This window comes from Streptomyces palmae, from assembly GCF_004684805.1.
GTDB lineage: Bacteria > Actinomycetota > Actinomycetes > Streptomycetales > Streptomycetaceae > Streptomyces > Streptomyces palmae.
On record NZ_SRID01000108.1, the window covers coordinates 1 to 17983 of the forward strand.

Sequence of the window (17983 nt, forward strand, 5' to 3'; positions counted from 1 at the left end):
CCCAGCTACACCGTCCCGCCCCAGCGCACCACGCGCCCCGCGGGCCCCACGCGCCCCATCCGTACTGCCCCGCTCGCCCACCAAGCCCTCGGGCTCACCCAAGCCCTCCAGCCGCCCGGGGACCCCATCCTCCGGCGGGGTCCAGTGCCGCAGGGCGCCCGTCTCCAGCTCGATCTGGCGGCTCAGCTCGGCGAGGTCGTCGTCCTCGAAGCGGCTGGCCCGGTCCTGGGCGGCCCAGCGCAGCGAGTCAGCGGAGTGGCGGACCCGCTCGGTGCGTTCCCGCAGCTCAGGCAGCCAGGCGGCGAGGCGGCCCTGGTCGGTTTCCCGTTCGGCGCGGCGCAGCTCCTCCTCCAGCGCCTGACCGTGGGTGCTGAGCCGTTCGAAGAGGGCGAGCGACTCGCCGAGCGAGGGGTCGGTGGCGGCTCCCGCGTGCAGGGTCTCCCGGGTGCTCCGCAGTGAGCCGCGGAGGGCGAGCCGCAGCTGGGCCAGCTCCCCCGCGGGGCCGGGATGACCGTAGCTCTTGGCCCGCAGCGCGGTGTCCTGGACCGTGCGCCGGGCCTGGGTGAGGGTGCGGTCCACGCCGCGCTTGGCGGCCCGAAGGGCCTTGACGGTCAGATAGCCGCCGAGCCCCATCGCCGATACCAGGACGATCACCAGGATCAGGATCACGGCTTCCATGGGCGTCCCCTCGCTGTCGGCGGTCTCGGGCGGCATCCGTTCTGCCACCGTAAACGGGTACGGGTGGGTTCGGGGTTCCGTGGAACCCCGAACCCACCCGTACCACCGGCGACGGCCACCGGATCGCCGGCGACGCGCCGGTCAGCCCCGAGCGGTCACTCCCGGACGGCGGGGGTCCTCCCGGACGGCCCCCGCCGCCCAGGATGGATCACACCGCCTTGGACGGAGCACCGCCCCCGACCGACCACTGCCCTGAACGGACCACCGCCCACGACGGGTCCCCCCCTGGACGGACCACCGCCCGCGACGAGTCCACCACCCTGGGCGGACCACCGCCCACGACGGGTCCACCACCCCGGGCGGATCACCTCCAGCCGGACCCCGCCCAAGCCAGGTCGCCCGCCCAGGCCGAACCCCCGCCCAAACCGGATCCCACCGGGCGGATCACCCCCAGGAGTCACCCGCCGGTCGGCGCCACGCGCCTCCCGCGCCCGTCACGCCGGGACGATGTTCACCAGCTTCGGCGCCCGGACGATCACCTTGCGGATGCCCGACTCGCCCAGCGCCGCGACCACCGCCGGGTCGGCCAGCGCCAGCTTCTCCAGCTCCTCGTCGGCGATCGCCGGGGAGACCTCCAGACGCGCCTTGACCTTGCCCTTGATCTGGACGACGCAGGTGACGGTCTCGTCCACCACGTACGCCGGGTCGGCGACCGGGAAGTCCCGGTGCACCACGGAGTCCTGGTGACCCAGCTTGCTCCACAGCTCCTCGGCGATGTGCGGGGCCAGCGGCGCGATCAGCAGGACCAGGCCCTCGGCCACCGAGCGCGGCACCTCGGTCAGCTTGGTGACGTGGTTGTTCAGCTCGGTGATCTTGGCGATGGCGGTGTTGAAGCGCAGCCCGGCCATGTCCTGGCGCACCCCGTCCACGGCCTTGTGCAGGGCGCGCAGGGTGGCCTCGTCCGGCTCGGTGTCCACCACGGTCACCTCGCCGGTGGCCTCGTCCACCACATTGCGCCACAGCCGCTGCAGCAGCCGGTACTGGCCGACCACGGCGCGGGTGTCCCAGGGCCGGGACACGTCCAGCGGGCCCATCGCCATCTCGTACAGGCGCAGGGTGTCGGCCCCGTACTCGGCGCAGATCTCGTCCGGGGTGACGGCGTTCTTCAGGGACTTGCCCATCTTGCCCAGCAGCCGGGAGACCTTGCCGCCCTCGTAGTAGTAGACGCCGCCCTCGTGCTCCTCGACCTCCGCCGCCGGCACGGCGATGCCGCGGGCGTCCCGGTAGACGTACGCCTGGATCATGCCCTGGTTGAACAGCTTGTGGAACGGCTCGGCCGAGGAGACGTACCCCAGGTCGAACAGCACCTTGGACCAGAAGCGGGCGTACAGCAGGTGGAGTACGGCGTGCTCGGCGCCGCCCACGTACAGGTCCACGCCGCCGTGCGGGGCGCCCTCGCGCGGCCCCATCCAGTAGCGCTCGGCCTCCGGGTCGACCAGCCGCTGGTCGTTGTGCGGGTCCAGGTAGCGCAGCTCGTACCAGCAGGAACCGGCCCAGTTGGGCATGGTGTTGGTCTCGCGCCGGTAGCGCCGGGTGCCGCGGCCGTCTCCCAGGTCCAGTTCCACGTTCACCCAGTCCTCGTTGCGGGACAGCGGGGTCTCCGGGGAGGTGTCGGCGTCGTCCGGGTCGAAGGTGCGCGGGGAGTAGTCCTCGACCTCCGGCAGCTCCAGCGGCAGCATCGACTCGGGCAGCGGGTGGGCCACGCCGTCCTCGTCGTAGACGATCGGGAAGGGCTCGCCCCAGTAGCGCTGGCGGCTGAACAGCCAGTCGCGCAGCCGGAAGTTGACGGTGCCCTCGCCGATCCCGGCGGCCTCCAGCCACGCGGCCATCGTGGCCTTGGCCTCGGGGACGGTCAGGCCGTCCAGCGAGACGGCGCCGTCCGCGGAGGTCTCCGCGCCGGTGGCGGAGGAGTTGATGATCTTCGCTTCGTAGGAGTCGAAGGCCTCGTCCCAGGCCGCCGGGTCGGTGCCGCGGCCGTCGGTGGGCTCCACCACGCAGCGCATGGGCAGCTCGAAGGCGCGGGCGAAGGCGAAGTCGCGGCTGTCGTGCGCCGGGACGGCCATGATCGCGCCGGTGCCGTAGCCCATCAGCACGTAGTCGGCGATGAAGACCGGCACCGGAGCGCCGCTGACCGGGTTGACCGCGAAGGCGCCGGTGAAGACGCCGGTCTTCTCCTTGGCGTCGGCCTGCCGCTCGACGTCGGACTTGGCCGCGGCGAAGCGGCGGTACTCGGCGATCGCCTCGGCCGGGGTGGCGTGCCCGCCGGTCCACACCTGGTGGGTGCCCTCCGGCCAGGCCGCCGGGGCGATGGTGTCCACCAGCTCGTGCTCGGGGGCCAGCACCATGTAGGTGGCGCCGAACAGGGTGTCCTGGCGGGTGGTGAAGACGGTGATCTTCTGGTCGCCCTCGCCGTGCGCGCCGTGCACCGGGAACTGGATGCGGGCGCCCTCGGAGCGGCCGATCCAGTTGCGCTGCTGGAGCTTGATGGCCTCCGGCCAGTCCAGCTCGTCCAGGTCGGCCAGCAGCCGCTCGGCGTAGGCGGTGATCCGCATGTTCCACTGCCGCAGCTTGGCCTTGAAGACCGGGAAGTTGCCGCGCTCGGACCGGCCCTCGGCGGTGACCTCCTCGTTGGCCAGCACGGTGCCCAGGCCCGGGCACCAGTTGACCGGCGCGTCGGAGGCGTACGCCAGCCGGTAGCCGCCCAGCACGTCGGCGCGCTCGGCCGCGGTCAGCTCGGCCCAGGCCCGGCCGCCGGGCACGGCCCGCTCACCGGAGGCGAACTGCTCGACCAGTTCGTCGATCGGCCGGGCCCGGCCCGCGCTCTCGTCGTACCAGCTGTTGAAGATCTGCAGGAAGATCCACTGGGTCCACTTGTAGTACTCCGGCTCGATGGTCGCGAACGAGCGGCGCTTGTCGTGGCCCAGGCCCAGCCGGCGCAGCTGCGCCTTCATGTTGGCGATGTTGGCCTCGGTGGAGACCCGCGGGTGGGTGCCGGTCTGCACGGCGTACTGCTCGGCGGGCAGCCCGAAGGCGTCGAAGCCCAGGGTGTGCAGCACGTTGTGACCGGTCATGCGGTGATAGCGGGCGTAGACATCGGTGGCGATGTAGCCCAGCGGGTGGCCGACGTGGAGTCCCGCGCCCGAGGGGTACGGGAACATGTCCATGATGAACTTCTTGGGCCGCGCGACGACCGCGGGGTCGCCCGCCAGCTCGCCCGTCGGGTTGGGGGCCGCGTACGTGCCGTTCGCGTCCCAGACGTCCTGCCAGCGGGCCTCGATGTCGGCGGCCAGTGCGGCCGTGTAGCGGTGCGGCGCGGCGGCCTCGGCGGAAGTGGTCTCGCTCATCGTCCTCAAAGCTCCATCGATGTCTCTGTCAGCGGTATGCGTCGTCGGTGTGACGAAATGAAAAATCCCCTCGCACAGGAGGGGACGCCGCGCCGATGCCGACCGTGGGGGACCTGGCTCGTCCGGGCTTCCGGACGGCTCACCGCCATCGGTCGGTACTGATCAGCGCGGCCCGCTAAGCAGAAGGCGTACGGCACGCATGGGCTCAGGTTACCGCAGGGTGTGCGGCGGGCGCAGCGAGCCCGCGCGGCACAGTGTGGTGCGGGACACATCGGCACATCCGCACATCGGTGCATCGACACATCGGTGCACCGGCACATCGCGCACAGCGGGGGCGACCGCCGCGCGGACAACGAAAAGCGGGCCGTCCTTTTCGGACGACCCGCTTTTCCTGGGAGTGGAGCTAAGGAGAATTGAACTCCTGACCTCTTGCATGCCATGCAAGCGCTCTACCAACTGAGCTATAGCCCCAGGCTTTGCACCGTTCGGGCTTCCTTTCGGCTTCCCGCTCCGGCACGGCCTACATTACACGGACCTCCCGGTGTTCTGCCAAATCGGTTCCGCGCCCCCTCCCCGCGGGCCCCTCCGACCGCCTCTGACCGGCGGCGGAAGGGCGCCGGCGGGCGTCGGCGGGGAGCGGCGCTCAGGCCGTCGCGAAGGAGTAGAAACGTTTGAGTGCGCAGTGCTCGTCCAGCAGCCGCCCATAGATCGGCTCCCCTTCGAGTTCGCGGTACGTCTCGATCGGATCGCCCTTTATGATCAGCGCCCGCGCGCACTCCACACACCAGTACTGGTACGCGGTGTTGAGCGGCTCCATGTCCCGGACGATCGGTGTGCCGCTCCCGCACCAGTCGCACTTCCGGCTGTGTGCCCCCATCACTCCGCTCCAGATGCGACCGAGAGCCGTACCTGCCAGGGAGACGCCGCCGTTGTCATCGAACCATCCATCCCCTCGGCCCACGCCCCCTCCAGCCGTCCCGATTCTGCCATGCGAAACGGAACGGGTCAGCGGCTCCGCGACGGCAGCAACCGGACGGCCGCCCCGGCCAGCGCCGCGCCGCTCAGCGCCAGCGAGGTGACCCACATCGCCTCGGCCGAGGCCGCGGCTCCCGGCCCGGCCAGCCGGCCCAGGAACAGCGCGCCGAAGGCCGCCACCCCCATCAGCATGCCCAGCTGAGCGGAGGTCACCAACACCCCGCTGGCATCCGCCGCGTCCTCCTTGCGCACCGTCGCCAGGGTCCGGGTGAGCATCGGGCTGTAGGCGAGGCTCAGTCCGGCGCCGACGCCCAGCAGCGCCGGGTAGCAGACCGGCCCGACGCCGGCCCCGTGGCGCAGCGCCACGCCGAGCCCGGCGAAGGACACCGCGGCGAGGACGAAACCGCCCGGCACCATGACGGGCTGCCACCGCTGCGGCAGCCGCTGCCAGTTGAGTCCGACCAGGCCGAAGGCCGCCGCGCACGGGACGAAGGTCAGTCCGGTACGCAGCGCGCTGTAGCCCAGACCGCTCTGCAGGTGCAGGGTCAGCATCAGCAGGAAGCCGGCGTTCGCGGACATCGCCAGGACTGCGCTGACCATGGCCGACGGCACCCCGGGCGCCCGTACCACCCGTGGGGTGATCAGCGGCGCGCCGCCCCGGGCCGCCAGCCGGCGCTCGTAGCCCGCGAAGGCGCCGGCCAGCACCGCGCTCAGGCCCAGCCCCAGCCAGCCCCACAGCGGCCAGCCCTGGTCCTGCCCGAGCACCAGCGGCACGGTGAACAGGGTCACCGCCGCCGCCAGCAGCAGCATCCCCGGCAGGTCCAGGGCGCGGGCCCGCTCCGCCGTGGAGATGTCGTCCCGCGGCATCATCCGGGGCCCGACGGCCAGCAGCAGCACCCCGATCGGCACGTTCACCAGGAACATCGGCCGCCAGCCGGTGCCGAACAGGTCCGCGCTGACCAGCACTCCGCCCACCACCTGCCCGGCGGCGGCCCCGGAGGCCAGCACCGCCGAGTAGACGCCGAGCGCCCGGGCCCGCGAAGGGCCGGTGTAGGTGCGCTGGATGAGGCTCAGCACCTGCGGCAGCATCAGTGCCGAGCCCGCGCCCTGGACGAAGCGGAAGCCGATCAACTGGCCGGTGCCGGTGGCCAGCCCGCAGGCGAGCGAGGAGGCGGTGAAGACCGCGAGACCGGCGAGGAACGCCCGCCGGTGCCCGATCCGGGCGCCGAGCCGGGCTCCGGTGATGAGCAGCACCGCGTAGGAGATGGTGTAGCCGGCGATGATCAGTTGCAGCCCGGCGCCGGAGGCGTGCAGGTCGGTGCGGATGGCGGGGGCGCCCACATTGACGATGAAGACGTCCAGCAGGGCCATGAACTGCCCGGTGAGGACGATCGCCAGCAGCCGGCCGGGCCGGTGGCGGCGGTCTCCTGCCGCACCGTCAGCGGGACTGCGGTCCAGGGCTGGGGCGCCGGGCGCGGCGGCGGGGCGCGGGTGCACGGTCGATGTCATGGGATCGACTCTGGCCGTCTACCGGTACCAGTAACGAGAGTCCGCTGATGCTGGTACTGGCAGCACCTGGCATCGCCTCGGCGGAAGGCGGACCATGGAACCGGTCCGGGCGGGCGCCCGGAGGCGCGGACATCGGGGGCGAGCATGAGTACCAATACCACCAGGCGCCGGCGCACCGAGCTGGCGGCCTTTCTGCGCAGTCGGCGGGGCCGGGTCACCCCGGCGGACGTGGGGATGCCGCCCGGCTCCCGGCGCCGCACCCCGGGGCTGCGCCGGGAGGAGGTCGCCCAGCTCTCCGGAGTGGGCGTCACCTGGTACACCTGGCTGGAGCAGGGGCGGCCGATCAACGCCAGCGCGCAGGTGCTGGACGCGGTGGCGCGCACCCTCCGGCTGGACGCGGCCGAGCGGGAGCACCTGTACCACCTGGCCGAGATGCCGTACGTGCGGGACCGCGAGCAGGCCGCCACCGGTGTGGGCCCCGAGGTGCGGGGCATCATCGAGACACTGGACCCGCTGCCCGCGGTGGTCTACAACGCGCGCTACGACGTGCTCGCCCACAACCGCGGTTACCGCAACCTCTTCCCCTCGCTGTCCCTCGCGCCGGCCTCCGAACGCAATGTGCTGTGGCAGGTGTTCACCCGCCGGCAGTGCTGCTGCCCGCTGCGCAACCGCGACGAGGAGCAGCACTCCATCGTGGCGACCTTCCGCGGTCACTACGGCCGGCATGTGGGCGAGCCGGCCTGGGAGTCCCTGATCACACGGCTCTCGTCGTGCAACGAGGTGTTCCGCCGGCTGTGGGAGAGCGGCGACGTGGCCCCGCCCGGCAACCGGCTGAAGACCATCCAGCACGCCTCGGTGGGCGATATCCGGCTCACCTCGACCTCGCTGTCGGTGGGCGGCGTACCGGAGACCCGGATCGTGGTCTACACCACGAACGACGAGGAGAGCCGGGAGCGGCTGCACCGGCTGCGCGGCATCGAGGATCCGCTGGTCGGCTGCCTGGAGCACGCCCGGCCGGTGTCCGCGGTCCGGGCGCGGTGGGAGGAGTGGTCCGCCGCTTCCGGCCCACTGGCGGCCGCGGGCTAGCCGGTACGCGGGGAGTGGTGGGCCGGCGGCGGAGCGTCGGGCGGTACGGCGCCCCCTGGCCGGTTTCCGAGAGGTGGTCCCCGCGACCCGGCCCGGCGGCGGCACTCGGCCGGCGGGCCCGGGCCGTGCGGCGCGGAGGGCCCCGGTGCGTACGACCAAGGGGCCGCGGCGAGCCCGGCACTCCCCCGCCCGGTACGTACGTCCCACCAAAGCGAAGATCCCGGCCCCCTGTTGGGGGACCGGGATCTCGCGGGCTGTGGAGCTAAGGAGAATTGAACTCCTGACCTCCTGCATGCCATGCAGGCGCTCTACCAACTGAGCTATAGCCCCGCGGTTCTCTCGTCGCTTCGGGGTTTTTCCCCGCCGCTCCGTGCGAACAAGAAGAACCTTAGCCTGTGACCAGCCCGAATGGGAAATCGGCCCCTCGGGGGCCGTCCGGCGGCCCGTTCAGTCGTCGTCGCCGAGCACCGGTTCGGGCAGTGTTCCGGCGTTGTGCTCCAGCAACCGCCAGCCGCGGGCGCCCTCGCCCAGCACCGACCAGCAGCAGTTCGACAGTCCGCCGAGCGCCTCCCAGGACCCGGACTCCAGGTTCAGCAGCCGGCCGATGGTCGTGCGGATGGTGCCGCCGTGGCTGACCACCACCAGGGTGCCGCCGTCCGGCAGCTTGTCGGCGGCGGCCCGGACCACCGGGGCCGCCCGGTCGGCGACCTCGGTCTCCAGCTCGCCGCCGCCGCGCCGCACCGGCTCACCGCGCTTCCAGGCGGCGTACTGCTCGCCGAAGCGCTCGATGATCTCCTCGTGGGTCAGGCCCTGCCAGTGGCCCGCGTAGGTCTCCCGCAGCCCGGCGTCGCAGGACACCTCGAGCCCGGTCACCGCGGCCAGCTCGGCGGCGGTGGCCACGGCGCGCTTGAGGTCCGAGGAGACGATGGCGTCCGGCCGCATGGCGGCCAGCAGCCGGGCCGCGCGCCGCGCCTGGGCGACGCCGGTCCCGGTCAGCTCGATGTCGGTGGAGCCCTGGAAGCGGCGCTCCAGGTTCCACGACGTCTGGCCGTGCCGCCAGAGCACTATCCGGCGGCCCCGGCCGCCCTGGGAGCCGTTCAGCTCAGATCACCGTCCCCGGCGCCGGCGGCCTGGGCGGCGTACTCCGCGGCCTTGCCCTGGGTCGCTACGGCGTCGGCGGGCAGCTCCAGCTGCGGGCAGTCCTTCCACAGCCGCTCCAGCGCGTAGAAGACCCGCTCCTCGCTGTGCTGGACGTGCACCACGATGTCCACGTAGTCCAGCAGCACCCAGCGGGCCTCGCGGTCGCCCTCGCGGCGCACCGGCTTGGCGCCGAGCTCCTTGTTCAGCCGCTCCTCGATCTCGTCGACGATGGCCTTGACCTGGCGGTCGTTGGGGGCCGAGGCCAGCAGGAAGGCGTCGGTGATCGAGAGCACGTCGCTGACGTCGTACGCGATGATGTCGTGCGCGAGCTTGTCGGCGGCGGCCTGGGCGGCGGCGTTGATCAGCTCGATGGAGCGGTCCGTGGCGGTCACAGGTGCGTCTTTCGGGTCGGGGTCGAGTGGGTGTCGGAGGGCCTCGGCCACGGCACTGGTGCGGGCCGAGGACCACGACCGGCGGCCGACAAGGTCTGCCGCGGCCGCCGGCCGGCCGGTGGCCGCTTCGGCGGCACGCCGCCGGGGCCGGGTGGCCTGACACTCCAAGGGTCTCACGGGCCGGGGGGATTCCCGCCAGGCGTTTTACCAGTGCCCGCCCGCACCCTCGGGGGGTGCGGGCGGGCACCGTGTGCTCGCGGCCCGCAGCGGGCCGCGAGCGTGGATCAGTCGGCCGCGCCACCGCCGGAGGCGCCGCCGCCGGTGGCGCCCTTGTAGTCCTGGCCGAGCACCACGGTGACGTCGGCGTTGGCCGCGCCCTTGCCCTTGACGACCGCGCCGGCCGGCAGGCCCAGGGTCTTGGCGACCTCCCTTGCCTGGGCGGCCTGCCGCTCGTCGGCGTAGGTCACCCGCGAGGTGGCCTGGGAGCCGCCGGTACCGGCCCCGACGACCGTGAAGCCGCCGTTGACCAGGGCGACCTGCGCCGCGCCCGCCGCGCCCGGCCGGCCGCTGGCGTCCCGCACGCTGACCCGCGCCACGCCGCCCTGGTCGGGGTTCTTCACCGTGCCGCCCAGGATGTCCTTCACCACGTGCTCGGTGGACTGCTCGCTGAGCGTGCCGTCCGGCTCGACGGAGAGCAGCGCGGTGTCGTACGCGCCGTCCTGGGCCAGCCCGGCGAGGCGGGCCAGCGAGACGCCCAGCGCCCGCTCGCTGAGCGAGGGGTCGGGGATCTGGGCCAGCGCCCGGACGGTGGTGGTGGCCTCGTCCTCGTCGCTGGACAGCTTCCGCAGCACCGCGTTCATCACCTGGCCGAACCGGCTCAGCTGCTTGGTCTGGGCCTCGGCGGGAGCCCGGTAGGTGGCGTAGGCGACGGCCGCCCGGCCGCTCAGGTCACGGGCCTTGCCGCGGGTCACCACCGGGTCCTCGCCCTGCTTGGCGGCGGGCACGGTCGCATCCGCGTCGACGGTGATGCCGCCGACCAGTTCGACCAGGTTCTCCAGGTAGGGGGTGTCCAGCCGCCAGGTGCCCTCGATACGGGCTCCCAGCAGGCTGCCCAGCGCGTCCCGGGTGGCGTCCGAGCTGTCGTCCACGGAGTTGCCGAGGGTGGTCGAGCCGCCGTCCTCGGTGCCCACCGCGAGCGCGTTGGGCAGCAGGACGGTGGTGCCCTTCTTGGCGGTCTCGTTGTCCACCAGCAGCACGGTGGAGGTCTCCGAGGCACCCGTCTCATGCAGGTGCACCACGATCACATCGCGCTTCTGCCCGCCTTCGGCACCGGCCCGCGCCGTGTCACCGCCCTCCTGCCCGGGCAGTTTGCCCGCGGACCAGAGGTAGCCCGCCCCGCCGAGGGCCACCAGCACCAGCAGTACCGCCAGGGCGATGATCCGGGTGCGGGCCTTGCGGCGGCGCTCGTCCCGCCGCTCGGTGCGGGTCTCGGCGAACTTCAGCCAGTCGATGACGTCCTCGGAGTCCTCGTCGGGCTCTTCGAGGAAGGAGAACTGCTCGGTGCGGTACGGGCCCTCGCCGTCCGCGGCGTCCTCGGGGTGCTCGGGGTTCCTGGCGTCCTTGGCGCCCTTCTCGGCAGCGTCGCGGCCCGCGGAACGGGACCCGCGCTGCGGCGGCACCGAGGCGGCCGGCCCTCCGGCCTCGGTCCTGGGCCGGCGGGACGGCCGGGTGCGCCCGGATTCCGCCGCGGCCCCGGCCTCCGGCACCTGACCGGTGCCGGTGCCGGTGGTGGTGGCACCGGCGGTCGCGGTACCGGCGGTGGTGGCGCCGGGGTCGTACGCGGTGCCCTCGTGGGCCCCGGGTGGCCGCTGGGCGGCGGTGCCCGATCGGCCGGTGTCGTACGGGGTGTGGCCGGGCTGCCCGGGCGGGCCGGGTACGGCCTGCGGGGGCGCGGCCGACGGGTCGCTCCAGCCGCCTGACGCGGGGTCGTACCCAGGCTGCGGGGCGGTCTGCTGATCACCCCAGCCGGGCCCGGCAGCGGGATCGTAGCCCTGCTGCCAGCCTCCGGACTGGGCGGGCTGAGCGCCCTGGTAGCCCTGCTGCTGCCCGTAGGACGGGTCGTAGGACTGCCCGGGGTAGGGCTGCTGCCCGCCGCCGTAGGAGGACTGCTGGTCCCAGGACTGCTGCTGGTAGCCCTGGGTGGGCGCCTGGCCGTCGTAGGTCTGGTAGCCGTACTGCTCCGGCGCCGGCTGCGGCGGCTGGTAGACCGGCTGTCCGTAGGCGTCGTACCCGTAGGTCTGCGGCTGCTGACCGCCCTCGGGGTAGGGCTCGCCGCGCCCCAGGTCCTGTCCCTCGTTCACCGGTACCCCTTCAGTCGCGGTACAGCTCGCGCTTGTCGATGTAGCGCACCACACCGTCCGGCACCAGATACCAGACCGGATCGCCGGCCGCGACCCGCGCTCGGCAGTCCGAGGAGGAGATCGCCAGCGCCGGGACCTCGATCAGTGACACCCCGCCCTCCGGCAGCCCCGGGTCGGCCAGTATGTGGCCGGGCCGGGTGACGCCGATGAAGTGGGCCAGCGAGAAGAGCTCGCCGGTGTCCCGCCAGGTGAGGATCTGGCCCAGCGCGTCGGCGCCGGTGATGAAGAAGAGGTCCGCGTCCGGGTTGAGCTCGCGGAGGTCCCGCAGGGTGTCGGTGGTGTAGGTGGGGCCGCCGCGGTCGATGTCGATCCGGCTGACCGAGAACTGCGGGTTGGACGCGGTGGCGATCACCGTCATCAGATACCGGTCCTCGGCCGGGGACACCACCTTGTGGCTCTTCTGCCACGGCTGGCCGGTCGGTACGAAGACCACCTCGTCCAGATGGAACTGGGCGGCCACCTCGCTGGCGGCGACCAGGTGTCCGTGGTGGATCGGGTCGAATGTCCCACCCATCACGCCGAGCCGCCGCTTAGCGGGCCGTTTCTGCTCTCCCATGCGTGCAGACCCTACTGGTCCCGGCGGAGTGCCGAGGCCGGAGGTGCCCCACCCCGCCGCGGTCAGCGGTCGCGGTTGAAGCGGGTGGTGATGATGAGCAGCAGGAGCAGGATGGCGAGCGCCGCGCCACCGGTCAGGTACGGGCTGAGGCTCTCGTGGTTGCCGCCGTGCTCGCCCTCGGAGGCGAGAGTGGCCAGAGTGTGCGCGGAGCTGAATGCGGTCATCGTCGCCAAGACCAATCCGGTGTGTGAGCGGGCTGATACGTCTGCCACATCGTAAGCGGGGAGATCCACGGCCTGCCGCCGGGGCTCGCGCTGGGCTCCGCCGGGCCCGTCCTCAGTCCTCGCGGCGGTATCCGCGCAGCAGCAGCCAGGCGACCAGGGCCGCCCCGAGAAGTCCGACCAGGATCACGACGCGCAGCACCGTGCCGGGCCCGCCCTGGTCGGCGGCGGCGAGGAGTTCGGTGCTCAGGCCAGTCATATCGGGCATGTCTCCACGGTAACCGCAGGGCCGGCAGCCCCTAGGGTGGGGCTACCCGGGGGACGGGCGACGACGGCAGAGCCCAGCGAGGGGGGTCCGATGAGTGACGGTGGCGGCCAGGGCCGTGCGAGCACGGCGAGGGGCGAGCGGCGGAGGTTCCCAGGTGTCTCCTCACGCGCGTACGAGCATCCGGCGGACCGTTCGGCGCTGGTGGCACTGCGCAGGCTGAGCGGCTTCGACGTGGTCTTCAAGGCGCTCAGCGGGCTGCTGCCGGAGCGCAGCCTGCGGCTGCTGTACCTCTCGGACTCGGTGCGGGTGAGCGACCGGCAGTTCGCCCACCTCAACGACATGCTGCGGGACGCCTGCTACATCCTGGACATGGAGCGGGTGCCGGCGATGTACGTCACCCAGAACCCGCAGCCGAACGCGATGTGCGTCGGCCTGGACGAGCCGATCATCGTGCTGTCCACCGGGCTGGTGGAGCTGCTGGACGAGGAGGAGATGCGGGCGGTCATCGGCCATGAGGTGGGCCATGCGCTGTCCGGGCACGCGGTCTACCGCACGGTGCTGCTCTTCCTCACCGATGTCGCGCTGAAGGTGGCCTGGATACCGCTGGGCGGCATAGCGGTGACGGCGATCGCGACCGCGCTGCGCGAGTGGTTCCGCAAGTCGGAGCTGTCCGCGGACCGGGCCGGCCTGCTGGTGGGCCAGGACCTCCATGCCTCGATGCGGGGCCTGATGAAGCTGGCCGGCGGGCACCATCTGCACGAGATGAACGTGGACGCCTTCCTGGAGCAGGCGGAGGAGTACGAGAACTCCGGTGACCTGCGGGACTCGGTGCTCAAGATCCTGAACGGGCTGCCCCGCAGCCACCCGTTCACCACGGTGCGCGCCGCGGAGCTGCGCACCTGGGCCGCCGGCCGCGACTTCCAGCGGATCATGGACGGTCACTATCCGCGGCGTGCGGACGACGCGGCCACCTCGGTCTCCGGCTCCTTCAAGGAGTCCGCGGCCCACTACGCCGACACGGTCCGCGGCAGCAGGGACCCGCTGATGGCCTTCGTCCGGGATGTCGCGGGCGGCGCCGGCGATCTGGGCGGCAGGCTGCGGGACCGCTTCACGGGGGCGGGTGCCCGCCCGGGCGCCGACAAGGCCGGGCCGCACCCCCGGGAGGACGGTCCGGGGCCCGGGGAGGACGGCCCGGCGCCGGACCCGGGCGGGACGGCCGGCGCCCCGCGGGGGGACTGAGGTTCCGGCGGGCTGAGGGACCGGCGGGGGCCGAGCGCCCGCGGCACGCCCTCGATGCACGTGCAGGGGCCCGTGCCGAGAGGCAAGGGGCCGAGGTAGCTCGGCCGGTCAGTGGCCTGCCGGGAGGCTCGGCTGGGCGCCGGGCGCGAGCACTCCGCACAGCCCCGCGGTGGGCTGGCCGAGGCGGTACGGGTCGGTGACGGCCGGCCCGCCGCCCTTGGCCCGCTGCCCGGCCAGCAGCGGCTGGAGGTATCCGGCGGTGTCGGCGCCGCAGGACTGCGGGCCCGCCTGCACCGCGCTGTACACCAGCTGCACCTGGTGGTCCCGGAGGTCCGCCAGGTTCAGGTGGAAGCGCGCCTCGCGGTGGACGGTGAACAGCGAGGCCTTCGCCGTGCCTGGGCTGTCGGCCGGCCGGACCGTGTAGACGAAGCTGTGGTCGGCGGTGATCTCCAGGGTGCCGGGGTTCAGCTCGGTCGCGGCCAGGGTGCCGTGCACCCGCACCGGCTCGTCGGTGAGCACCACCCGGGAGGGGTCGAAGCGGGTCAGCCAGCCGGTGGCGGCGTGCTGCCCGTCGTTCGCGGGGTGGCTGAGACTGCTCTCGAACTGGTCCTGCTGCCCGGGGTCGAGCAGCAGCCGCACCGGCTGGCTGGCCCCGCCGGAGACCACGGCCCGGTCGATGGAGGACTCGACGATGTAGTCCTTGACGGTGAGCAGCGCGGACATCACCTGGTTGGCGGAGAAGCTCTGGGTGCGGTGGGCGCCGGGCAGGGTGACCCCGTCGGCGTCGGTGCGGAAGTCCGCCGCCGGGCTGTGCGCCAGCAGGTCGGCGGGCGCCCCACCGGGCACCGGGTCGCGCGGCGCCAGCGGCACCACTGTGCTGCGCATCGGTTCCGAGCCGTCCTGCCCGGGCGGCTGGTAGGGGTGGCGGATGCCCATGTAGACGGCGGTGGCGAAGGCCAGCACGATCAGCGTCACCAGTACCAGGGCCTGCTTGGAGGGGCTGTACCGGCCCATGGAGCGCCGGGAGCGCACCGCGGGGGTGTGCTCGCCGATCCGCTCCTGTGCGGAGAACTCCTGAAGGCGGGCAGCGCGCACAAACGATTCGTCGAAGACAACGGACCGGTACTCGTCGTCGTTGCCGCCCGGGGCGCCCTCGGGGGTCCCCTCGGGAGGGTCTCCACGCCCGCTCATACCACAAGGGTAGGTCGGCACGGCCTCACGTAAACGCGGGGCGGGAAAGGAACTTCGGTCGGGTTACGCGCGCCGCGCCCGGTCACGGGGCGTGCGGTACCGCCGTGGCGGCCGGCGTCCCGGTGGTGTCCCGGCCGGTCGGCGCGGGGCTCTCCGGATCGGCCGTCGGAGTGTCGACGCCGCTGCTGGCCGGGGCCGGCGAGGGGTCCTGCCGGCTGCCGGAGGCGCCGCGGTAGACCGCGCTGAAGGCGAGCGCCACCACCCCGATGCCCATCAGCACGGCCAGCACCCAGGCCACCGGCCGCTGCCAGCGGGCGTGCCCCCGGTAGGGGCGGCCGGCGGAGCCGTAGCGGCCGTACGGGCCGAAGGAGCCGTCCTCGGGGTCGTACCGGCCCGGGGCCCGGTCGTCGTCCGGGTCGGGCTCGCCGTCCGGGCCGAACCCGTCCTCGTACAGCTCGTCGTCGATCGGTCCGGCACCGGTGCGGCGCCGGGCCGCCTCGGCCTCGGCCCTGGCCTCGGCCGCCGCGAGCATGCGCTCGACGGCGGTGGGCTCGTGGATCTCGGCCGACCGTACGAAGTCCTCGTCGAAGACCACGGTGGCGAAGGCGTCCTCCGCATCCCCGTGGCCGCGGTTGTCGTCGGGCTCGTCGCCGTCCGGGAACGGCCTGCCCCCCACGTCGTCCGGCACCCCATCAGAGTAGACCGGGGCGGTTGATTTGGGCAGGGTGGAAACAGGGTCAGCGGGTATGGCCGTCGCCGGTGACGATGTACTTGGTGGAGGTCAGCTCGGGCAGGCCCATCGGGCCCCGGGCGTGCAGCTTCTGGGTGGAGATGCCGATTTCGGCGCCGAAGCCGAACTGGCCGCCGTCGGTGAAGCGGGTGGAGGCGTTCACCGCGACGGTGGTGGAGTCGACCAACTGGGTGAACCGGCGGGCGGCTGCCTGCGAACCGGTGACGATCGCCTCGGTGTGGCCGGAGGTCCACAGCCGGATGTGGGCCACCGCGGCGTCCAGCGAGTCCACCACCGCCGCCGCGATGTCATAGGACAGGTACTCGGTCTCCCAGTCCTCCGGGGTCGCCGGCTCCACCGTGGCGGGGGTGCCGGCGGCCAGCGCCAGCACCCGCTCGTCGCCGTGCACCGTCACCCCGGCCTCGGCCAGCGCCGCCAGGGCGCGCGGCAGGAAGCGGTCGGCGATCGCCTGGTGCACCAGCAGGGTCTCCGCGGCGTTGCAGACGCTGGGCCGCTGGGCCTTGGAGTTGACCAGGATCTCCACCGCCATGTCGAGGTCGGCGTGCTCGTCCACGTAGACATGGCAGTTTCCGGTGCCGGTCTCGATCACCGGAACGGTGGACTCGGTCACCACGGTACGGATCAGCGAGGCGCCGCCGCGCGGGATCAGCACATCGACCAGCCCGCGGGCCCGCATCAGCTCCCGCACCGAGTCGCGGCTCTCGCCGGGCACCAGCTGCACCGCGTCGGCCGGCAGCCCGGCCCCGCCGACGGCGTCGCGGACCACCCGCACCAGGGCGCTGTTGGACTCGTACGCCGAGGAGGAGCCGCGCAGCAGCACCGCGTTGCCCGCCTTGAGGCAGAGCGCGGCGGCGTCCACGGTCACGTTCGGCCGGGCCTCGTAGATGATGCCGACCACGCCGAGCGGCACCCGCACCTGGCGCAGGTCGAGGCCGTTGGGCAGGGTCGAGCCGCGCACCACCTCGCCGACCGGGTCGGGCAGCGCCACCACCTGGCGCACGTCGGAGGCGATGGCCCGGACCCGCTCCGGGGTCAGGGTCAGCCGGTCGATGATCGACTCACTGGTACCGGCGGCCCGGGCGCGCTCCACGTCCCGCGCGTTGGCCTCGACGATCTCCTGGGTACGAACCTCCAGGGCGTCGGCGATGGCGCGCAGCGCGTCGTCCTTGGCCGCGCGCGGCAGCGGGGCGAGGTCGACGGCCGCGGCCCTGGCCCGGTAGGCGGCCTGGAGGACCGGGGAGTCGGGCCAGGGGTTGGCCAGGGGCGAGGTCGGTGCGCTGGTCATGCCGGAAGCCTACTGAGGCGGGGCGCCCCCGGAGCCCGATGTTCCGCGTTTCGAGACAGGGGGGACCGGAATGCGGCGCGGCCATGGCCCCCGCCTGGTCAGCGGGGCAGGCCGCCGACCGGTACGGCGGGCGGTGGCCCGTACCCCTCCGCTATCCGCTGGTGGTAGGTCTCCCGGCCGATGACCTCCAGGCCGACGATCTCCCAGGGCGGCAGTTGGGCGGTGGACCGGTGCTCGCCCCACAGCCGCAGTGCCACCGCGGCGGCGTCGTGCAGGTCCCGGGCCTCTTCCCAGTAGCGGATCTCGGCGTGGTCGGCCGCGCACCGGCCGATCAGCAGGAACGGATGGTCGCGGGCGAGCTTCGACAGTGCCCGTCTGACCTCGGTGAGCGGTGCCCGGGCGCCGGAGAGGCTGAGCGTGACATGCCACAGCCGGGTGGCCTCCCGGCCGGTGCCCGCGGGCTCCTCGGCGAGCCCGCGGGCCCCCTCCGGTCGCTCCGGCTCACCCGCCCCCGTGCCTCCGACACTGGTCAGCGCACGCTCTCCCGCCACAGCCCGCCGGATGTGGGCGGCGCCGCCGCCTCGGGACAGCGCCCCCGGACGCCCTCGTCTCACCGCGGCCTCCCGTCCGTCCGCCGCTCCGTCGCACCCCGGCACGGAGCGTGTGGTGCCGCCCGGCACCGTGGAACCGCCGCCGGGCGGTTCTGCCGCAACAAAGTTGACCAGCCTCGAGCCGGGCTCGGGGCGGTTTTACCGAAGGTGCCCATTGCGTGGCGGGACTTGTCACGTTTTCTCTGCCCTTTCACTTCCCCGGTTCGCGCTCGGCGCCGAAAGCGGGTGCCCCTGCGGGGAGGGGAGGCGCTGTGGAG

16 protein-coding genes and 2 tRNA genes are annotated in these 17983 nt (G+C 73.2%); 2 read left to right on the forward strand and 16 right to left on the reverse strand.

Translation table 11 applies throughout. The features are described 5' to 3' along the window. The 5 genes from E4099_RS14010 to E4099_RS14030 form a co-directional block, all read right to left on the reverse strand. The coding region (locus E4099_RS14010; protein ID WP_135339373.1) for a hypothetical protein at positions 1-678 on the reverse strand (678 nt) is incomplete at its 3' end. A 494-nt stretch (positions 679-1172) separates the two neighbouring features. After that, positions 1173-4082, reverse strand: a complete 2910-nt coding sequence (leuS, locus tag E4099_RS14015; RefSeq protein WP_135339374.1) for a leucine--tRNA ligase — start codon at positions 4080-4082, stop codon at positions 1173-1175. 398 nt (positions 4083-4480) lie between these two features. Continuing rightward, positions 4481-4553 (reverse strand) — tRNA-Ala (locus E4099_RS14020). A 172-nt stretch (positions 4554-4725) separates the two neighbouring features. Beyond that, complete coding sequence (locus E4099_RS14025; protein WP_135339375.1) at positions 4726-4959, reverse strand: hypothetical protein; 234 nt, start codon at positions 4957-4959, stop codon at positions 4726-4728. 128 nt (positions 4960-5087) lie between these two features. After that, complete coding sequence (locus E4099_RS14030) at positions 5088-6566, reverse strand: MFS transporter (RefSeq protein WP_209446614.1); 1479 nt, start codon at positions 6564-6566, stop codon at positions 5088-5090. Between the two features lie 144 nt (positions 6567-6710). Here E4099_RS14030 and E4099_RS14035 point away from each other — a divergent pair, with 144 nt between their 5' ends. After that, a complete protein-coding gene (locus tag E4099_RS14035; protein WP_135339376.1) occupies positions 6711-7652 on the forward strand; it encodes a helix-turn-helix transcriptional regulator in 942 nt (313 codons plus the stop codon). 257 nt (positions 7653-7909) lie between these two features. Here the strand turns inward: E4099_RS14035 and E4099_RS14040 are convergent. The 7 genes from E4099_RS14040 to E4099_RS32990 all read right to left on the reverse strand — a co-directional run bounded on the left by E4099_RS14040 (position 7910) and on the right by E4099_RS32990 (position 12649). Further along, a tRNA-Ala gene (locus E4099_RS14040) sits at positions 7910-7982 on the reverse strand. A gap of 117 nt (positions 7983-8099) precedes the next feature. Then, positions 8100-8753, reverse strand: a complete 654-nt coding sequence (locus E4099_RS14045) for a histidine phosphatase family protein (protein WP_135339377.1) — start codon at positions 8751-8753, stop codon at positions 8100-8102. Next, entirely contained in the window at positions 8750-9184 is a 435-nt protein-coding gene (gene rsfS / locus E4099_RS14050; protein ID WP_135339378.1) for a ribosome silencing factor, read from the reverse strand. Before rsfS ends, E4099_RS14045 begins: the two co-directional genes overlap by 4 nt. A gap of 284 nt (positions 9185-9468) precedes the next feature. Next, on the reverse strand, positions 9469-11544 hold the full coding sequence (locus E4099_RS14055) for an LCP family protein (RefSeq protein WP_245244821.1): 2076 nt from the start codon (positions 11542-11544) through the stop codon (positions 9469-9471). Between the two features lie 10 nt (positions 11545-11554). Beyond that, positions 11555-12160, reverse strand: coding sequence for a nicotinate-nucleotide adenylyltransferase (gene nadD, locus E4099_RS14060; protein WP_135339379.1), 606 nt, complete (start codon positions 12158-12160; stop codon positions 11555-11557). Between the two features lie 62 nt (positions 12161-12222). Next, the gene (locus E4099_RS32985) at positions 12223-12384 is read right to left on the reverse strand and encodes a hypothetical protein (RefSeq protein ID WP_167828376.1); all 162 of its coding nucleotides are present in this window, start codon (positions 12382-12384) and stop codon (positions 12223-12225) included. A 112-nt stretch (positions 12385-12496) separates the two neighbouring features. Then, positions 12497-12649, reverse strand: a complete 153-nt coding sequence (locus E4099_RS32990; protein WP_167828374.1) for a hypothetical protein — start codon at positions 12647-12649, stop codon at positions 12497-12499. A gap of 90 nt (positions 12650-12739) precedes the next feature. Between E4099_RS32990 and E4099_RS14065 the strand changes: the two genes are divergently transcribed. Then, positions 12740-13888, forward strand: a complete 1149-nt coding sequence (locus E4099_RS14065; protein WP_135339380.1) for a M48 family metallopeptidase — start codon at positions 12740-12742, stop codon at positions 13886-13888. Positions 13889-13996: 108 nt separating this feature from the next. On the opposite strand, the gene E4099_RS14070 is transcribed toward E4099_RS14065, so the two are convergent. From E4099_RS14070 to E4099_RS14085, 4 genes are all read right to left on the reverse strand, one after another. After that, positions 13997-15079 carry an SCO2583 family membrane protein gene (locus tag E4099_RS14070; protein WP_135339381.1) on the reverse strand — a complete coding sequence of 361 codons (1083 nt, stop codon included), beginning with the start codon at positions 15077-15079 and terminating at the stop codon, positions 13997-13999. A gap of 82 nt (positions 15080-15161) precedes the next feature. Then, complete coding sequence (locus E4099_RS14075; protein WP_135339382.1) at positions 15162-15767, reverse strand: SCO2584 family spore wall biosynthesis protein; 606 nt, start codon at positions 15765-15767, stop codon at positions 15162-15164. A 49-nt stretch (positions 15768-15816) separates the two neighbouring features. Continuing rightward, positions 15817-17115, reverse strand: a complete 1299-nt coding sequence (locus tag E4099_RS14080; RefSeq protein ID WP_135339383.1) for a glutamate-5-semialdehyde dehydrogenase — start codon at positions 17113-17115, stop codon at positions 15817-15819. A gap of 98 nt (positions 17116-17213) precedes the next feature. Continuing rightward, positions 17214-17729, reverse strand: coding sequence for a hypothetical protein (locus E4099_RS14085; protein WP_386388902.1), 516 nt, complete (start codon positions 17727-17729; stop codon positions 17214-17216). Positions 17730-17983: the final 254 nt, after the last annotated feature.